Genomic DNA, 19,354 nt, shown 5'->3' on the forward strand with positions numbered 1-19,354 from the left:
AAAACCGTAAAAATAAAAAGTTTTACGTAAAAGTCCTTGACAAATGCAATCGCTTGCGTTAAAATAATACTTGTAAATGAGATGAAAGGAAGGAATCATATGGCAAAGCGTTCAAGTGGTGTCTTGATGCACATTACTTCATTACCTGGTCACTTTGGAATAGGGACTTTTGGTAAAGAAGCTTACGAATTTGTAGATTTCCTTAAAGAAACAAATCAAACTTACTGGCAGTTATTGCCCCTAACCACAACAAGCTACGGTGACTCACCTTATCAGTCATTCTCAGCTGTTGCTGGAAATACAAATCTGATTGATTTTGATCTTCTTGAAAAAGAAGGGTTCCTAACCAAAGCAGATTATGAAACGATTAAGTTTACAGATGATGAAGAAAGTATTGATTATGCTTTATTATTTGAGACCCGCCGTCCTATCTTGGAAAAAGCTGTTAAAGCTTTTCTAGCAGATGCTGATCAAAAAGCTATTCTGACAACATTTGAAAAAGAAAATGCTTCATGGTTGGGAGATTATGCTGAGTTTATGGCGATTAAAGAGTCTTTCAACAATCAGTCGCTTCAAGAGTGGCCAGAAAAAGCTATTGCAAGACGTGAGGAAAAAGCTTTAGCCGATTACCGTGAGAAATTAGCTGAAGTAATTGATTATCATAAAGTCACACAATATTTCTTCTTTAAGCAATGGGCAGAGTTAAAAGACTATGCTAATAAAAATGCTATCCAAATTATTGGAGATATGCCAATTTATGTTTCAGCAGATAGTGTTGAGATGTGGACCAAACCTGAATTATTTAAGGTTGATGAAAAAGGTCATCCTAAATATGTTGCAGGTGTTCCAGCAGATGAATTTTCTGATGTCGGGCAATACTGGGGAAACCCAATCTATGACTGGAAAAAACATAAAGAAACAGGATATGCTTGGTGGATTTACCGCATTACAGAGAGCTTTAAGATTTATGATGTTTTGCGTATTGACCACTTCAAAGGATTTTCTGATTTTTGGCAAGTAGATGCCAAAGAAGATACTGCTAAAAATGGTAGTTGGCAACCAGGTCCAGGTTATGATCTTTTTGAAGCTATTAAAAAAGAACTTGGTGAACTTCCAATTATTGCAGAAAACCTAGGTTATATTGATGAGAAAGCAGAAAAACTTCTTGAAGACACAGCCTTTCCAGGTATGAAAATCTTAGAATTTGGTTTCTTTGATGTCACTGGTGAAAGTCTAGACCTTCCACACAACTATACATCAGATGCTGTTGCTTACACAGGAACGCATGACAATGAGGTCGTTAATGGTTGGTATGACAATTTAACACCAGAGCAGCAAACTTACGCTGATGCTTACATGCATCGTGATGGTGATGAACCTATCACACAGGCAATGCTTCGTACACTTTATGCTTCAGTGGCAGATACCGCGATTGCTTGCATGCAAGATATTTTAGACCTTCCTGCCGAAAGTCGTATGAATGTGCCAAATACAGTTGGACAAAACTGGAAGTGGCGCATGAAAAAAGAAGATTTAACCGCAGAGAAAAAAGCTTACTTAAAAACAATTACAGAACTATATCAACGAGGGAATAATTAACATGGCTAATTTTACAACTTTTGCAGAAACAAACACGAACAAAAAACTTGCAGAACTCACAAATGAAGAAATCTATCTTCAATTATTGAACTATGTCAAAGCTGAAGCAGCGACAAAACCAAAAAACACTGGGAAACGTAAAGTTTACTATATCTCAGCTGAGTTTCTTATTGGTAAACTCTTGTCAAACAACTTGATTAACTTGGGTGTTTACAAAGATATTCAAGCGGAATTAGCAGCTGCTGGAAAATCTTTAGCACAAGTTGAAGATGTTGAACCAGAACCATCTCTTGGTAATGGTGGTCTTGGACGTTTGGCATCATGTTTTGTGGACTCTATGTCAACACTTGGTATTAACGGTGAAGGTGTTGGTCTTAACTACCACTGTGGTCTTTTCCGTCAAGTCTTTAAAGACAACCAACAAGATGCAGAACCAAACTTCTGGATTGAAAATGATTCTTGGTTGATTCCTACAGATATCAGCTATGACGTGCCATTTAAAAACTTCACGTTGAAATCTAAGTTAGATCGACTTGATATTCTTGGCTATAAAAAAGAAACTAAGAACTACCTTAACTTGTTTGACATCGAGTCTGTCAACTATGACTTAATTACAGATGGCATCTCATTTGACAAGACAGACATCAAAGAAAACTTGACCCTCTTCTTGTACCCAGATGATTCAGATAAAAATGGTGAATTGCTTCGTATCTACCAACAATATTTCATGGTATCAAACGCAGCACAACTCTTGATTGATGAAGCGATTGAACGTGGGTCAAACTTACATGACTTGGCAGACTATGCTTATGTTCAAATCAACGATACGCACCCATCAATGGTTATTCCTGAGTTGATTCGTCTCTTGACTGAAAAACATGGTATTGATTTCGCAGAAGCAGTAGCGATTGTTAAAAACATGACAGGCTACACTAACCACACCATCTTGGCAGAAGCACTTGAGAAATGGCCACTTGAATTCTTAGAAGAAGTAGTCCCACACCTAGTTGGTATTATTAAAGAGTTGGATGCCCTTGTCGCACAAGAAGTTCCAGATGTTGCCCTTCATATTATCGATGAGTCTGGTCGTGTTCACATGGCTCACATGGATATCCACTTCTCAAACTCAGTCAACGGCGTTGCGGCTCTTCACACAGAAATTTTGAAAAACTCTGAGTTGAAAGGCTTCTACGAACTTTACCCAGAAAAATTCAACAACAAAACAAACGGTATCACCTTCCGTCGTTGGTTGGAATTTGCCAACCAAGACCTTGCAGACTATATTAAGGAATTGATTGGCGATGAGTACTTGACAGATGCAACTAAACTTGAGAAATTACTTGCCTTTGCAGATGACAAGGAAGTTCATGCTAAATTGGCTGAAATCAAACACAACAACAAATTGGCTCTTAAACGTTACCTGAAAGACAACAAGGGAATTGAGTTGGACGAAAACTCTATCATTGATACACAAATCAAACGTTTCCACGAGTACAAACGCCAACAAATGAATGCCTTGTATGTGATTCACAAATATCTTGAAATCAAAAACGGCAACCTTCCAAAACGTAAAATCACTGTTATCTTCGGTGGTAAGGCGGCTCCAGCTTATGTGATTGCCCAAGACATTATTCACTTGATTCTCTGCTTGTCTGAATTGATCAATAACGATCCAGAAGTCAGCAAGTACCTCAACGTTCATTTGGTAGAAAACTACAACGTAACGGTTGCAGAAAAACTTATCCCTGCGACAGATATCTCTGAGCAAATCTCGCTTGCTTCTAAAGAAGCATCAGGTACTGGTAACATGAAATTTATGTTGAACGGTGCTTTGACACTTGGTACTATGGACGGTGCTAACGTTGAGATTGCAGAATTAGCAGGTATGGATAATATCTACACATTTGGTAAGGATTCAGATACTATTATCGACTTGTACGACAAGGCTGGCTATGTTTCTGCAGACTACTACAATGGTGATGCCAACATCAAACGTGCGGTTGACTTTATCGTCAGCGACGAAGTGAAAGCACTTGGTAATGAAGAACGTCTTGGTCGCTTGCACCATGAATTGATTTCTAAAGACTGGTTCATGACCTTGATTGACTTAGCAGAGTACATCGAAGTTAAAGAGCAAGTCTTTGCAGACTACGAAAATCAAGATTCATGGAACAAGAAAGTTGTTCACAATATTGCTAAAGCAGGATTCTTCTCATCTGACCGTACAATCGAGCAGTATAACGAAGATATCTGGCACAGTAAATAATTTCAATTGAACAGAAAGGGGTCGTCATGAAATTATTAACAGTCAATGTTCATGCTTGGCTAGAGGATAATCAAGAAGAAAAATTAAATACACTGGCACAGGCAATTGCTGAAAATGATTATGACGTCATTGCCCTCCAAGAAGTCAATCAACTCATGAGTGCGAAACTAGTGACTCATGAGTTGAGAGACGATAATTATGGTCTCATCTTATTAGAAAAATTACGTCATTTAGTCGGTGAGAAGTACTCTTATTATTGGAGTAATTCTCATATCGGCTATGATAAATATGATGAAGGGATTGCATTTTTAACGAAGTTGCCAGTTTATGAGGTTGATCCTTTTTATTGCAGTCAGCATCAGAGTTTAGATTCTATTCTTTCAAGAAAGATATTAGGCCTAACAGTTGTTTATAAAGGACAACTTATTGAATGTTATTCTTGTCACATTAATCTTCCCGATGGAGAAGGTGAAGATCAGTTGGAAAATATTCAAACCATCATCAATCGCACTCAAACAGACAATTTAAAAGTCTTTATGGGAGATTTCAATACAGACAGTATATCTAATCATTCTGCTTATGAAGCTATCACCAATCTAGGATTGATTGATACCTATGATTTGGCAGAAGAAAAAGATTCGGGTATTACAGTTGAAAAAGCGATTGACGGCTGGAGTGATCATGCAGAAGAAAAACACCTAGATTATATCTTTTTAAATCAGACTAAAACTGTTTTATCAAGTCGTGTTATCTTTAATGGAAAGAATAAAGCCATTATTTCAGACCATTTTGGAGTGGAGATTCAATTAGAACTTTAATATTATTTATCCTAATGATATAATAATATAATAAAATAAATCCTTAAAAGGAGAAGATGGATGAAAAAGTTATTAAGCTTTGAATTTTGGCAAAAATTCGGTAAAGCCTTAATGGTTGTTATCGCGGTTATGCCTGCAGCAGGTTTGATGGTTAGTATCGGGAACTCGCTTCCTCTTATTAATGCCGATTCAGAACTGCTTGTTCGTGTGGGGAATATTATTGCTCAAATCGGTTGGGGAATTATTGGTAACTTGCATTTGCTATTTGCGCTAGCTATTGGTGGTAGTTGGGCAAAAGAGCGTGCAGGCGGTGCATTTGCAGCAGGTTTAGCCTTTATCTTAATTAACCTTATCACAGGGAACTTCTTTGGTGTTACAGTAGATATGCTAGCTGATGCGGATGCCCATGTCAAAACTATTTTTGGGACTTCTATCCCTGTGTCAGGTTACTTTGTTAATATTCTTGGTCAACCAGCTCTTAACATGGGAGTATTTGTAGGTATCATTTCTGGATTCCTTGGAGCGACTACTTATAATAAATACTACAATTTCCGTAAATTACCAGATGTCTTATCATTCTTTAACGGAAAACGTTTTGTACCATTTGTTGTCATCTATCGCTCAGTTATTGTAGCGCTTATCTTGGCTGTCTTTTGGCCAGTTGTTCAAACAGGTATCAACAGTTTTGGTAAATGGATTGCTAACTCACAAGATACAGCACCAATTTTGGCACCATTTGTCTATGGTGCATTAGAGCGTCTCCTTCTTCCATTTGGTCTCCACCATATGCTTACCATCCCGATGAACTATACGTCACTTGGTGGTACGTATGAAATCCTTACAGGAGCTCAAAAAGGAACAGAAGTGTTTGGACAAGATCCACTTTGGTTGGCATGGATTACAGACCTTATCAGCCTTAAAGACGCTGGAGATATGAGCCAATATAAAGAGCTTCTTGCTACTGTTACCCCAGCACGCTTCAAAGTTGGTCAAATGATTGGGTCAAGTGGTATCCTTATGGGACTGACTTACGCTATGTATCGTAATGTTGATGAAGATAAAAAGCATAAATACAAAGGGATGTTTATCTCAACAGCGCTTGCAGTATTCTTGACAGGGGTTACTGAGCCAATCGAGTTTATGTTCATGTTTGCGGCTGTTCCACTTTATGTTGTTTATGCTCTTGTACAAGGTGCAGCCTTTGCTATGGCTGATGTTGTGGACCTTCGTGTACACTCATTTGGTAACATCGAGTTCTTGACACGTACACCAATGGCACTTAAAGCTGGTATTGGTATGGATGTGATCAACTTTATCTGGGTAACAGCACTATTTGCAGTTATCATGTACTTTATTGCAGACTTCATGATTAAGAAATTCAATCTTGCAACTGCAGGCCGTAATGGTAACTATGATGCTGATATGGCTGATGATAAGCCAGAAGGTGAAGTAGGAACTGCAGATGCTAATTCACAGGTTGTTCAAATTATTAACCTTCTTGGTGGACGTGAAAATATTTCTGACGTTGATGCCTGCATGACGCGTCTTCGTATTTCTGTTAATAATGTGGCAGAAGTAGGTGATGAAGCTGCTTGGAAACAGGCTGGTGCAATGGGCTTAATCATCAAGGATAATGGTGTTCAAGCCGTTTATGGACCAAAAGCAGATATCTTGAAATCAGATATTCAGGATTTACTGGATTCAGGTGCAGTGATTCCTAAGACAGAAGTGAAAGCCGTTAGAGAAGAAGCGGTAGATACACATTTCAAAGGAATTACAGTAGATGTGGCGTCGGTTGCTGATGGCGATGTGATTGCTATTACAGACGTTAAAGATCCTGTTTTCTCACAAAAAATGATGGGAGATGGCTACGCAGTTGAACCAGAAAATGGAAATATTTATGCTCCAGTTTCAGGTCTTATTACGAGTGTCTTTCCAACAAAACATGCTGTCGGTCTTTTAACTGATGAAGGCTTGGAAGTTTTGGTACACGTTGGACTTGATACGGTAGCCCTAAATGGTGCCCCATTCTCAGCTAAGGTGACAGATGGACAACGTGTTCAGGCTGGAGATCTTCTTCTAGTTGCTGATTTAGAAGCTATTAAATCAGCAGAGCGTGAAACAACAACAGTTGTTGCCTTTACCAATACAGCTGAAATTAAATCCGTTACTCTTCAAAACTTGGGCAAACAAACAGCTAAGACAGTTGTTGCCAAAGTTGAATTATAATCTCCAAAAAAATTCTGGAATCATTGATTCCAGAATTTTTTGTTGTATTAAGTATCATGCTTATTCTTGGTATGATGACCTTTTAGTATTGTTTGGAAAAGTCACGGTAAATCTGGTTTGGATAACGAAATTCTTATCACAGAAATAATTTGTTTAATAAAAGTAAAACTGCCTTTATGCTGATTTTATTAAAGAACCCAGAAAACTTGTTGTGACTAGAGCAGTCATCCTTTAATCAGTACTATAAGAGTTCGATGATACAAGAAATATTAAACTTTCATAAAAAATATCAATTTTCCTTCAAGTAGGACCTTATTTATGAGATTACTGAGAAAGATTCCCATTTCGAGAGCGTTAAAAATACCATCTGGCGTGATATCCAAATGGTATTTTTTATCTTTTATTTTTCAAATTCAGCCTTGCTTTTAACATCAAGGTACTCTTCAGCAACTTCTAAACTGAGAATATCCTGATAAGTTGGTAGAGTCAAATCATGACCATATTTATTTTTTAGGGCAGTTGTCACTAAGCGATAAGCAAGGTTAGCATTGCGAGATAGGATAGGACCGTGGAAATAGCTTCCAAAGACATTTTTATAGTGAACACCTTCAGAACCATCTTCTTTATTATTACCGTTGCCATAAACAACTTTTCCAAGAGGTTTCTCATCATCAGATAAGAAGGTGCGTCCTTGATGGTTTTCAAAGCCGTAGTAGGTTTCATCAAATTCTTCATTGTAGATTTTGATATCCCCAATGTAGCGATTGTTGTTTTGGTTAAGTGTATAGTGTCCCATGACACCGATACCATCAATTTTTTCACCATTAGCCTGAATGTAATATTGCCCCAATAATTGAAAACCACCACAAATAGCAAGAATAACTTTGTCTTTATCAATAAATTCTGCAATGGCTTCTTTTTTAGAAGGTAAATCTTTAGCAACGATAGCTTGTTCATAATCTTGTCCACCACCAAAAAAGACAAGATCATAGTCATCAGCCTTGAAGGGATCCTCAAGAGAGACAATATCTACCGTAACACGTGCTCCTAGTTTTTCTGCAACATATTTGAGCATGAGGATGTTACCATTATCTCCATAAGTGTTCATTAAGTTTCCATAAAGGTGAGCAATTGAGAGATCAAATTGATAGTCTTTTGAGTGAGGGGATTGTAGAGAAGTATAAACCATTAGTTCATCTCCTTTCCAACAGCATGCTTGTTAGCCAATAGCTCTCTAAATTCAAGCATGGCTGTGTAGGTTGCTAGGATATAAGCATGTTGAGTATCTTGTTGCTCAATAAAATTCATAATATCTTCTAGCTTTTCTGCTTGGGTAATGGCCTGTTCTGGATAGCCTGTTACTCGTAAGCGACGTGCAATTTCTGAATGGCGTACCCCACCAGCAAAAATATGAGGAATATCCATATCTAAAATCGCTTCAAAGTTGGCATCCCAAATCCAGCTCGTATCAATACCATCAGCATAGTTGGCATTCAGCAAGACCGACAAACTAAATGGATGAGGTGCTAATTTAATCATATCTAGGGCTTGACTAGCTCCAACTGGATTTTTAATCAACACCAAGGTACAATCTTTATCCCCAATTTTAAAGGTTTCTTGGCGACCAAAGACAGCACGACTCTTGTCAAATCCAGCTTTAATTTGATCAGATGAGACACCGAAGAATTCTGCGACGGAAACAGCTGCAAGAGCATTATAGATGTTGTAAAGTCCCCCAACATTGATTTTATAGTCTTGTCCATCAATCACAAACTCAGAACTGGTATTGGTAATCTTGGTTAAATGCGTCAAAGCGTAGTCCAGTTGAGGACGCTCAAAACCACAATGCTCACACATATAATCACCTAGATTGGCATAGGTATTAAGACGATAGGTGAGGATATGTTGGCAGCGTGGACATAAGATTCCTTCTGTGTTATAGTGAGCAAGTTGAGGCTGCCCTTTTTCAGTATCAAAACCATAGTACTGGACTGGGTTAATGACTTCTTTGGAGTTAAAAAGTGGGCTATCTCCATTAGCTAAAATCGTAGCTTCAGGGGCATTTTGAGCACCTTTTAAAATCATATCGTATGTGGTATAGATTTCTCCATAACGATCCATCTGATCTCTAAAAATATTGGTAAAAACAAAGAGACTAGGTGTAATGTATTGTGTGATTTTGGGGAGGCTTGCCTCGTCAATTTCAAGGACAGCGATTTTTTTACCAGACTTAGCTTTTTTTGCTGTCAAAAAGGTTGACGTGATTCCTGTGATCATATTAGCTCCACTAGGATTTGTCACCACCTCACCAAATGCCTCTTTTAGAATTCCCACTGTAAGAGCGGTCGTTAAGGTTTTACCATTTGTTCCTGTTACCACCACGATCTCATAGTCCTTGGCAATATGATTTAAAATATGATTGTCAAACTGAAGAGCAATTTTACCAGGTAAAGTTGATCCTCTTCCAAGTTTACTTAAAATAAAATGTGCTGATTTTCCAGCTGCTATTCCTAAAAATGTTTTTATTGTCATAGCACCATTTTATCATAAAGTTTCAGGATAATAAAAGGAAAAATTCCTTTTAGTGTGTTATAATGAAACGTGTAGATTTTGGAATCATAATCTTATATAGAAAGGAGCGAGTTGTGCCATTATTTCAAATTGATGCAAGATTTTGGCAATCCCTGTTTGATACCCCTATGGGTATTGTAATCAATGTTATTGATATCTTATTAGTAGCTTGGCTCTTATATCGTTTTATAAAAGCTTTGGTTGGAACTAAAATTATGGCTCTGGTTCAAGGAGTTGTTTTGTTTGTTCTTTTAAAGTTTGTAGCAGATTTTGTAGGTTTTGTAACGATTTCATGGTTAATGAATCAGGTCATCACCTACGGTGTTATAGCAGGAGTTGTGATTTTTGCTCCTGAGATTCGTACCTTACTTGAAAAATTTGGTCGTACGACTCATATCTTCAACCCTAGAAATAATTTATCAGATGAAGAGCGTTTAATTGAACACTTTATGAAAGCTGTTAGTTACATGAGTCCAAGAAAAATAGGTGCTTTAGTTTCTATCGAACGCACTCAAACCTTACAAGAGTATATCTCAACAGGTATTAAACTAGATGCAAATGTTAGCAGTGAACTATTAATCAACATTTTTATTCCTAATACACCTTTGCATGATGGTGCAGTGATTATTAAGGGAAATAAAATTGCTTCGGCTTGCTCTTATTTGCCCTTGTCGGAGTCTTCAACGATTTCTAAGGAGTTTGGTACACGTCACCGGGCAGCTATTGGCTTGTCTGAGAACTCTGATGCTTTAACCTTCATTGTGTCAGAGGAGACAGGGGCCATTTCTTTGACTTATAAAGGCTATTTTAGACATGACTTGTCTAAAGAGGAATTTCAAGCCGCTTTGAGTGAAATCCTTATAAAAGATAGAAAAAGACCACCTTTACTATCTAGAGTTTTGGGAGGATCAAGACGTGTTAAATAAACTAAGAAGCCCAAGACTACTTTATGCGATTGTTTCGATCTTCTTTTCTTTGATTTTATTTTTTACAGCTTCTTATAATCAGTATAATCAAGCAGGTACCCAGATTAGTCGGGTAACAGAAACTTATACCCATACTTTGACAGAGGTCCCAATTGACATTAAGTATGACAGTGACCGCTATTTTATTAGTGGGTATTCCTATGAAACCAAGGTTTATTTAACATCGACTAATCGTGTAAAGTTGGATTCAGAGATTAATAGTGACACGAGAAAGTTTAAAGTTGTCGCTGATTTAAAAGATATTGAAACAGGTACTGTTAAGGTACCACTGCAGATTAAGGATTTGCCTGATGAAATGACTGCTACAGCAACACCTTCTAAAATAACAGTAACAGTTGGTAAAAAGAAATCTAAAACATTTTCTGTTGTTGGAGAAGTTTCAGATGATCAGATAGCGGAAGGATACGCTTTAAAGTCAATATCAACTGATATTAAAGAAGTGACGGTTACCAGTGATGAAGCAACGATTGATCAAATTGATCATGTGGTTGCTCGTATCGATAACCAATCACCTTTAAGTGAGAATTATTCAAAAAAAGTGACACTTCAAGCAGTTGCAGCTAATGGAACGATTCTACCGTCGATTATTGATCCTGCTAAAGCTAAGTTAAGTGTCCTTGTTGAAAAATTGACAAAAGAAGTTCCTGTCAGCTTAGATTTAACGGGGCAAATGGACAATAGTTTGTCGGACATCTATTATGAATTATCAACTCCAACGGTGACGATTTCAGCAAATCAAGATATTCTTGACCAGATTACAAGTATTCCAGCCACTTTAGATATTTCAGATGTCACGAAGGATACTGTGAAAAAAGTAAAGCTAGAAATGGAAAATGTTACCATTTCACCTAGTGAAATTGATGTTAAGTTAATCACTAAGAAGAAATAGTCTTAATAAGAATTTACGGAAGGAGGCGCATTTAGCGCTATCAATTATGGGAAAATATTTTGGAACAGATGGTGTACGTGGTGAGGCAAATGTTGAGCTGACACCAGAATTAGCATTTAAATTAGGTCGTTTTGGAGGCTATGTTTTAAGCCAACATGAAACAGAGCGTCCACGTGTTTTTGTTGCTAGAGATACTCGCATCTCTGGTGAAATGTTAGAATCTGCCTTGATTGCAGGTTTGCTTTCAGTTGGTATTGAGGTGTATAAGCTTGGTGTTTTAGCAACTCCTGGAGTTTCGTATCTTGTACGCACGGAAGGGGCTAGTGCTGGTGTGATGATTTCAGCCAGTCATAACCCTGCCTTAGATAATGGCATTAAATTTTTTGCAGGAGATGGCTTTAAATTAGATGATGCCTTGGAAGCAGAGATTGAAGAGTTGTTGGATGCAGAAGGTGATTCTCTTCCTCGTCCTAGTGCAGAAGGTTTAGGAACAGTCGTTGAATATCCAGAAGGGCTTCGTAAATATACCGCTTTCTTAGCTTCTACAGGAGTTGATTTAGATGGTATGAAAGTAGCGCTTGATACCGCCAATGGTGCTGCAAGTACAACTGCTCGTGATATTTTTTTGGATTTAAATGCTGATATTTCAGTTATTGGAGAGAAACCAAATGGTTTGAATATCAATGATGGTATAGGATCAACACATCCCGACAAATTACAGGAAAAAGTCTTAGAATCAGGAGCTTCCATCGGATTAGCTTTTGATGGTGATAGCGATCGTCTCATTGCTGTTGATGAAAACGGCCAAATTGTAGATGGTGATCGTATCATGTTTATTATTGGGAAATATATGGCAAAACAAGGTGTTTTGGCCAAAAATACAATTGTGACAACAGTTATGTCAAATCTTGGCTTCCACAAAGCTTTGGATCGTGAAGGAATTGATAAAGCTGTAACAGCTGTTGGTGATCGCTACGTTGTCGAAGAAATGCGTCAAAAAGGCTATAATCTTGGTGGCGAGCAATCTGGACATGTTATTATTATGGATTACAACACAACTGGTGACGGTCAATTAACTGCTATTCAATTGACTAAGGTGATGAAAGAGACCGGAAAATCACTTTCTCAATTAGCATCAGAAGTTACTATTTATCCTCAAAAATTAGTTAATATCCGTGTTGAAAATAGCATGAAAGACAAAGCTATGGCTGTCCCTGCGATTGCTGAAATTATTGCTAAAATGGAAGAGGAGATGGCTGGAAACGGTCGTATCTTGGTGAGACCAAGTGGTACAGAACCTCTTTTACGTGTGATGGCAGAAGCTCCAACTGACGAAGCTGTTAACTATTATGTTGATACTATTGCTGATGTTGTGCGAAACGAAATCGGCATTTAACCTTGAAGACTTGAGAATTTCTCAAGTCTTTTTGTGCCTTTTGGTTTGAAAAGCATCAGAAATCATGATAATATAGTAAGGAGAAGTTCATTATTATAGAAGAGGTATAACTATGGCATTTGGTGACAATGGTCCACGCAAAAAAACAGCATTTGAAAAACTAACCCTAGTGGTTGTTGTTTTGATGGTAATCATTACTGTCGGTGGACTTGTCCTTGGGGCGCTTAGTGCATTTTAACAATGAAAAAACGCTTACGAGCGTTTTTTATCTGTAAGAAAGAAAAGGTAAAATAATGAGTATGTTTTTAGATACAGCCAAAATTTCAGTTAAGGCTGGTCGTGGTGGCGATGGCATGGTAGCTTTTCGCCGTGAAAAGTATGTTCCCAATGGAGGCCCATGGGGAGGTGATGGAGGTCGCGGAGGTGATGTGATTTTTGTAGTAGATGAAGGATTACGCACTCTTATGGATTTCCGTTATAATCGCCACTTTAAAGCCCAGTCTGGTGAAAAGGGGATGACCAAAGGCATGCATGGTAAAGGAGCTGAAAATCTGATTGTACGCGTGCCACAAGGAACAACTATTCGTGATCATGTGACAGGAAAAGTGATTACAGACCTTGTTGAACATGGACAAGAGTTTGTGATTGCTCGTGGAGGCCGTGGAGGTCGTGGTAATATCCGTTTTGCAACTCCTAAAAATCCAGCACCTGAAATTGCTGAAAATGGTGAGCCGGGTGAGGAGCGTGAATTACAATTGGAGTTGAAAATTTTAGCGGATGTGGGGCTCGTTGGCTTCCCTTCTGTCGGTAAATCAACTCTCCTTAGTGTTGTTTCAGCTGCTAAACCAAAGATCGGAGCCTATCACTTCACAACCATTGTGCCTAATTTAGGGATGGTTCGTACCAAATCAGGTGAGAGTTTTGCTATGGCTGATCTACCAGGTTTGATTGAAGGGGCCAGTCAAGGAGTTGGTTTAGGGACACAATTTCTTCGTCATATTGAGCGAACAAGAGTCATTTTACATGTTATTGACATGTCTGCAAGTGAAGGGCGAGATCCTTATGAGGACTATCTGGCCATCAATAATGAGCTTGAAACCTATAATTTACGCTTGATGGAGCGTCCTCAAATTATTGTTGCCAATAAGATGGATATGCCAGAGGCGGAAGAAAATTTAGCGGAGTTTAAAGAAAAACTTGCAGCCAATTATGACGAGTTCGAAGAATTACCACTAATTTTCCCTATTTCAGGTATCTCTAAACGTGGATTAGATAATCTTTTAGATGCTACAGCAGAATTGTTGGACCAAACAGACGAATTTCTTCTTTATGATGAAACAGACATGGAAGAAGAAGTGTATTATGGCTTTAATGAAGAAACGAAACCATTTGAAATTTCGCGTGATGATGATGCTTCATGGGTGTTATCAGGTGAAAAACTTGAGAAACTCTTTATCATGACCAACATGGAACGTGATGAGTCTATTATGAAATTCGCCCGCCAATTGCGTGGTATGGGAGTTGATGAAGCTCTTCGTGAGCGTGGTGCCAAAGACGGTGACATTGTCCGTATTGGTAACTTTGAGTTTGAATTTGTAGATTAAAATCATAAAAGGAGTTTTTTATGGGAGATAAGCCGATATCGTTTAAAGATAAAGATGGCAATTTTGTTTCAGCAGCAGATGTTTGGAATGCTGAAAAACTAGAGGAACTCTTTAATACCCTTAATCCCAACCGACGTTTGCGTCTAGAAAGAGATAAGCAAAAAGAAACAGGTGATTAAGTTACTGAGATGCCTAGATAGGCATCCTAGTATTTTTATATAAAAAATAGAGTGGTTTAGCCACTCTATTTTAATTATGCATTTAAAACTTTATTTAAGAAATCTTGTAAACGTGGATGTTGTGGGTTATCAAAGATTTGTTCAGGTGTGCCATCTTCAATAAATTGACCACCATCTGTAAAGATAACGCGATTGGCTACACGACGGGCAAATCCCATTTCGTGAGTTACAATCAACATGGTCATGCCTTGTTCAGCAAGATCTTTCATAACATTAAGAACATCTCCAACCATCTCAGGGTCTAGTGCTGAAGTAGGTTCGTCAAACAGCATGATGTCTGGGTTCATAGCTAAACTTCGTGCAATCGCTACACGTTGTTTTTGACCACCAGATAGGCTATCTGGATAAGCTGCTGCTTTATCAGCAAGGCCTACTTTTTCAAGTAACTCCATCCCGATTTTTTCAGCCTCATCTTTAGATTGTTTACCAAGTTCGATAGGAGCAAATGTAATATTATCTAGTACCGTCATATGTGGGAAAAGATTAAAGTGTTGGAACACCATCCCGATATTTTCACGCGCTTTATCGACATTGGTTGAAGGATCAGATAACTCATAGCCATCAACAACAACTTTACCACTGGTAATGGTTTCAAGAAGGTTAAGGGTACGAAGGAAGGTAGATTTACCAGAACCTGAAGGTCCAATAATACAAACCACATCTCCTTCGTAAAATTTAGCATCGATACCCTTTAAGACTTCATTTTCTCCATAGGATTTATGTAAATCTTGTACATCAATTTTCAATTCTGCCATTATTTCACTCTCTTTTCTAAGCGTTTTGCTAGTCGTGTGAGAAGGGTAATGATTACAAGGTAGAGAACTGCCAAGATCGCATACATACGGAATGATTGGTAGTTACGTGCAATGATAATCTTACCTGTCTGGAATAACTCTACAAGACCAATCGCTGAGATAATAGTCGTATCTTTTAGTGAGATTACAAACTGGTTGATAAAGTTTGGAAGCATTAATTTAAAGGCTTGAGGAAGGATGACCTTACGCATTGTTGTATTGTAAGGAATACCTAAGCTTCGGCTAGCTTCCATTTGTCCAGATGGGACAGCCTCAATTCCTCCGCGGACAATCTCTGCAATATAGGCACCACCATTTAGAGTGAGGGCGATTGTCCCTGCAACAAAGTCATTAATTGGGCTTTGTTGTCCAGTAATCGATTCAAGTAAGTTTGGAATTCCCCAGAAGATGAAAGCTGCTACAATCATGAGTGGGATACCACGAACCACATCGACAAAAATTGCTGAAATAATACGGAGTGCTTTAACAGGGCTAACACTCATCATACCAAAGATGATTCCGACAATAAGTGCAAGGGCAAATGATACAAGCGCAAGGGCTACTGTAGTCCCGAGACCTGAAAGCAATTGTTTATAGTTATTTGAGAGGAGTCCCCAAATTGTTGTTTCATCAGCAGTTTTAGTACTTGTTGAACTTGAGCTATCTGCGAGATATTGGTTGAGAATCTCTTCGTACTTGCCACTAGCTTTAAGATTTGCAAGACCGTTATTGAACATTTCAATCAATTCAGGATTTGATCCTTTTTTCACGGCAAAACCATATTCGCCTACAGGAGTTCCTTCAATAGGTGTTGCAAGGTCTTGTCCTTGTTTGATAGCGTATTTGATAATTGGTTCGTCATCCATGACAGCATCAACAGAACCAGCATTCAGGCTATCATACATTGGTGATGCATCTGCAAAAGTCTTGATTTTATAACCATACTTGTCCTTATTTTCCTCAAGGAAAGTTTGAGAGGCTGTTCCGTTTTTAACACCAACGGTTTTTCCTTTTAAATCCTCATAAGATTTGATGGAACTATTTTTCTTAACCCCAATAATCGCATTGGCAGTATAGTAAGGATCTGAGAAATCAAATGTCTCTTTACGTTCGTCTGTGATGGACATACCAGCGATCATACCATCAGCTTGACCAGATTGCACTGCGTTGACCGCAGCATCAAAGCCTGGATTACTAATATCTAGAGTAAATCCTTGATCTTTAGCAATCGCATTGATCAGGCTCATATCAATACCAGTGTATTTGTTACTATCATCTTGGAACACAAATGGTGCAAATGAAGAATCACTGGCGATTTTATAAACGTCTTTTACTGGTGTAGCTTTTTGTCCGCTAGCAGTGCTCGTTTCAGGAACAGCAGAAGTAGTTGTTTCCCCTGTCCATTGGCTAATGATCTCTTCTAATGTGCCATCTTCCTTCATTTGAGAGAGGGCTTCGTTGAACTCATCAACTAAGTACTCGTACTTGCTTCCTTTTTTTACGGCAAAGGCAAAGCTACCTACTTTTTCACCATCCATATTAATAGCGTAGGCTTTTCCTTGCTTAATAGTGTATTGTACCACTGGTTCATCATCCATAGCGGCATCAATCGAACCAGAGTCAAGGCTATTGTTCATCAAATCACTTGTGTCAAATGTTTTGAGTGTATAGCCGTATTTATCCTTGTTTTCCTCAAGGAAAGATTGCGCAGCTGTTCCGTTTTTCACGCCGACAACTTTTCCTTTTAACTCTTCATAACTTGAGATCTTATTATCACTACGGGTGTAGATGACAACAGCTGTATCGTAATAAGTGTCTGAGAAAGTAAAGACTTTCTTACGCGCCTCTGTGACGGTTGTACCAGCCATAAGTGCATCAGCTTGCCCTGCTTGAACAGCATTAACGGCTGCATCAAAGCCTGGGAAAGTCATATCGTAGTCCCAACCTTGCAGTTCGGCAACTTTTTTGATAATGTCTACATCAATTCCTTTGTAAACTTGGTCAGAATCTTTAAATTCGAATGGGGCATAAGCAGTATCTGAAACGATTTTAATGGTTTCAGCGCTAGCTTTTCCGCCAAACATAAAGAATACTGATAACATCGTTAGCATAAAAGCTGTAAGCTTTTTCTTCATGTTATTCTCCTTCTATATAAAAAATACTCTTCATTATATCAAAAAATGGTATAGAATTCAAATCTCACACTCTGTTATGTAATAAAACCTAACATGGTTTTGTTAGGTTTTAGGTGTTATTCACTTATTTTTATTGGCAGTAAAAGAGGAGGAGATAGCTCGAAAATGTTGGTTTAAATCAAAGATAAGATCAGATGTGGCAAATTCTTCTAGCCGATTTAGATAGTAATCTATCTCTTTGACATTGATTTTTTCTCTAAGGTAGAGGCTTTCAAGGTTGAAGAAATCAATCCAAATTTTCTCATGCATGGTATCTGAAGATAAGAGTGGTCGAAGGGTTGAGATAAAGTATTCTAAGTGGAAAAAATCACGTTGATCAAGGAAGTGGTGAATCAACCTAAGAAGTGTATCGTGAAAGAGGCGGTGGTAGGTAAAATCTTTCAAATAGATTTGTCCTATTTCATATTTTAACAAGCCTAAAATAGATACTTCATAATATTTCGACTTGTTTTTGTGAGCAACAGAAGACATGTGACAACTCAAAAGAATATTAAGCTTAATTAAGTTCAGTAGTTTTTTGGAAATATTTACTATGTAATCCTAGGCGAGGATAGGTATGCAGAACTATTTCATTATCTTTGTGTTATTGATTTATTTGTTTATTGTAGTGTTCTTGATACTGTGATTTCATATTATATTCTCCTAGAACTTCAAATACTTGCAATGCTTGTTTCATCTTCTTTATGCCATTCTGATCCTTCTTTTTAAATTCAAAATATCCACATGTATATAAGAAGACGGTCTGTTCATAATAGTTCAATTCATTGTTTAATAACTTTTCAATCTTTTTGATTAGAAAAGTACAATTTTGAAATTCTCCTTTATCAATACTAACAACAAGGCAATTAATTGCTAATTGTGTAACAAGTCGTTTATTTGTCTTGTTTAATGTTGAGTAGATATAATGTTTTAACATTTCTTTTGTTAATAAAAATGCAGAGTTATATTGAATGGTTCGTATACAATTAGCTAGTAATATAATCTCATAATACCCCCAATCTTCAACTTTGAATAGATAGTCAGTCAATTCTTCTAAGTCTGCCTCAGATGGTGAAATATTATTATCTAATGTATAGATTATTGATTTTACCATGGTTTGTTCTAATGCATTGAGATGATAAAATGTTGAATCAGAGAGTAAATCTTTTAGGTTATTAACATTTTGCAGTAAGTATTCTTTCCGGATATACTGTACTAGATTACCAAAAGATATTGTTTGAGCGTATTCGGTATCGTGAAGAATAAGAAACTCCTCCAAAGAGACGTGTAATTTATCTAATATATTGATGAGTCTAATACAAGATATTTCAGATTCTCCTCGTTCGAATCTGGAAATTTGCGATTTAGAGAGATGTTCATCTGCAATGGAACATAAGCTTATTTGTTTACTTTTACGTACTTTTCTAAGTGTTTGACCAAGTTCAGATTTCATAATTCCCACTTTCACAACAAAAATTTTAATATTTTTTATTTATTATACAATAAATAAAAATGAAAGTGAGTAATAATATGAAAAGATATCAAAATTTATACCAATCCTAATAATAATCATGGATATTATTAGGATTGCTGGTAGATAAAACGCTTAGGTGGACACCTAAAAGTATTTTGAGAAAATATTTATTCTTATACAAATTCAATTTTTACAACAGAAGTAAATTTCTATGGGCTTGATAGAGAAAAATATTTCAAAAAAAATAGGATATGATAAGGAGTTTTATATGAGTCTTGCATTAATTTTATCACTGTTAACAATTTTTATTTGTAT

General features: G+C 37.3%; 16 protein-coding genes. 10 read left to right on the forward strand and 6 right to left on the reverse strand.

What is annotated here, in order from left to right; translation table 11 throughout:
* The first annotated feature begins 99 nt into the window (after window positions 1–99).
* Genes malQ through ACQRDX_RS07715 form a run of 4 tightly spaced genes read left to right on the forward strand, consistent with a single transcriptional unit; the run spans window position 100 to window position 6,912 of the window.
* The gene (gene malQ, locus ACQRDX_RS07700; RefSeq protein WP_427895838.1) at window positions 100–1,599 is read left to right on the forward strand and encodes a 4-alpha-glucanotransferase; all 1,500 of its coding nucleotides are present in this window, start codon (window positions 100–102) and stop codon (window positions 1,597–1,599) included.
* A gap of 1 nt (window position 1,600) precedes the next feature.
* Window positions 1,601–3,865 (forward strand): glycogen/starch/alpha-glucan family phosphorylase, encoded by a 2,265-nt coding sequence (gene glgP / locus ACQRDX_RS07705; protein WP_427895836.1) that lies wholly within the window; start codon window positions 1,601–1,603, stop codon window positions 3,863–3,865.
* A gap of 26 nt (window positions 3,866–3,891) precedes the next feature.
* On the forward strand, window positions 3,892–4,683 hold the full coding sequence (locus ACQRDX_RS07710) for an endonuclease/exonuclease/phosphatase family protein (RefSeq protein WP_427895834.1): 792 nt from the start codon (window positions 3,892–3,894) through the stop codon (window positions 4,681–4,683).
* Between the two features lie 60 nt (window positions 4,684–4,743).
* A complete protein-coding gene (locus tag ACQRDX_RS07715) occupies window positions 4,744–6,912 on the forward strand; it encodes a PTS transporter subunit IIBC (RefSeq protein WP_427895832.1) in 2,169 nt (722 codons plus the stop codon).
* Between the two features lie 400 nt (window positions 6,913–7,312).
* Here ACQRDX_RS07715 and gatD read toward each other — a convergent pair whose 3' ends face one another.
* Complete coding sequence (gatD, locus tag ACQRDX_RS07720; RefSeq protein ID WP_427895830.1) at window positions 7,313–8,101, reverse strand: lipid II isoglutaminyl synthase subunit GatD; 789 nt, start codon at window positions 8,099–8,101, stop codon at window positions 7,313–7,315.
* Window positions 8,101–9,444 (reverse strand): lipid II isoglutaminyl synthase subunit MurT, encoded by a 1,344-nt coding sequence (gene murT, locus ACQRDX_RS07725; RefSeq protein WP_427895828.1) that lies wholly within the window; start codon window positions 9,442–9,444, stop codon window positions 8,101–8,103. Before murT ends, gatD begins: the two co-directional genes overlap by 1 nt.
* Window positions 9,445–9,611: 167 nt before the next feature.
* On the opposite strand from murT, the gene cdaA reads away from it, so the two are divergent.
* The 6 genes from cdaA to ACQRDX_RS07755 all read left to right on the forward strand — a co-directional run bounded on the left by cdaA (window position 9,612) and on the right by ACQRDX_RS07755 (window position 14,537).
* Window positions 9,612–10,409, forward strand: coding sequence for a diadenylate cyclase CdaA (gene cdaA / locus ACQRDX_RS07730; protein ID WP_354368818.1), 798 nt, complete (start codon window positions 9,612–9,614; stop codon window positions 10,407–10,409).
* The gene (locus ACQRDX_RS07735) at window positions 10,399–11,358 is read left to right on the forward strand and encodes a CdaR family protein (RefSeq protein ID WP_427895826.1); all 960 of its coding nucleotides are present in this window, start codon (window positions 10,399–10,401) and stop codon (window positions 11,356–11,358) included. Before cdaA ends, ACQRDX_RS07735 begins: the two co-directional genes overlap by 11 nt.
* Before the next feature lie 46 nt (window positions 11,359–11,404).
* Window positions 11,405–12,754: a phosphoglucosamine mutase gene (gene glmM / locus ACQRDX_RS07740; RefSeq protein WP_427895824.1), complete on the forward strand. Its 1,350-nt coding sequence runs from the start codon at window positions 11,405–11,407 to the stop codon at window positions 12,752–12,754.
* A 112-nt stretch (window positions 12,755–12,866) separates the two neighbouring features.
* Window positions 12,867–12,992 carry a DUF4044 domain-containing protein gene (locus ACQRDX_RS07745; RefSeq protein ID WP_427895822.1) on the forward strand — a complete coding sequence of 42 codons (126 nt, stop codon included), beginning with the start codon at window positions 12,867–12,869 and terminating at the stop codon, window positions 12,990–12,992.
* Between the two features lie 55 nt (window positions 12,993–13,047).
* Window positions 13,048–14,358, forward strand: a complete 1,311-nt coding sequence (gene obgE / locus ACQRDX_RS07750) for a GTPase ObgE (RefSeq protein ID WP_427895820.1) — start codon at window positions 13,048–13,050, stop codon at window positions 14,356–14,358.
* A gap of 20 nt (window positions 14,359–14,378) precedes the next feature.
* The gene (locus tag ACQRDX_RS07755; RefSeq protein WP_354368775.1) at window positions 14,379–14,537 is read left to right on the forward strand and encodes a hypothetical protein; all 159 of its coding nucleotides are present in this window, start codon (window positions 14,379–14,381) and stop codon (window positions 14,535–14,537) included.
* 74 nt (window positions 14,538–14,611) lie between these two features.
* Here the strand turns inward: ACQRDX_RS07755 and ACQRDX_RS07760 are convergent, their stop codons facing one another.
* From ACQRDX_RS07760 to ACQRDX_RS07775, 4 genes are all read right to left on the reverse strand, one after another.
* The gene (locus ACQRDX_RS07760) at window positions 14,612–15,352 is read right to left on the reverse strand and encodes an amino acid ABC transporter ATP-binding protein (protein ID WP_427895818.1); all 741 of its coding nucleotides are present in this window, start codon (window positions 15,350–15,352) and stop codon (window positions 14,612–14,614) included.
* Window positions 15,352–17,526, reverse strand: a complete 2,175-nt coding sequence (locus ACQRDX_RS07765) for an ABC transporter substrate-binding protein/permease (RefSeq protein WP_427895816.1) — start codon at window positions 17,524–17,526, stop codon at window positions 15,352–15,354. The genes ACQRDX_RS07760 and ACQRDX_RS07765 overlap by 1 nt, the downstream gene beginning before the upstream one ends.
* Before the next feature lie 120 nt (window positions 17,527–17,646).
* Window positions 17,647–18,057 carry a hypothetical protein gene (locus ACQRDX_RS07770; protein ID WP_427895814.1) on the reverse strand — a complete coding sequence of 137 codons (411 nt, stop codon included), beginning with the start codon at window positions 18,055–18,057 and terminating at the stop codon, window positions 17,647–17,649.
* Between the two features lie 112 nt (window positions 18,058–18,169).
* Window positions 18,170–19,018, reverse strand: a complete 849-nt coding sequence (locus ACQRDX_RS07775; protein WP_354368783.1) for a helix-turn-helix domain-containing protein — start codon at window positions 19,016–19,018, stop codon at window positions 18,170–18,172.
* Between the last annotated feature and the right edge of the window lie 336 nt (window positions 19,019–19,354).

It is taken from the genome of Streptococcus sp. SGI.013, assembly GCF_050315295.1.
GTDB classification, from domain to species: domain Bacteria; phylum Bacillota; class Bacilli; order Lactobacillales; family Streptococcaceae; genus Streptococcus; species Streptococcus porcorum.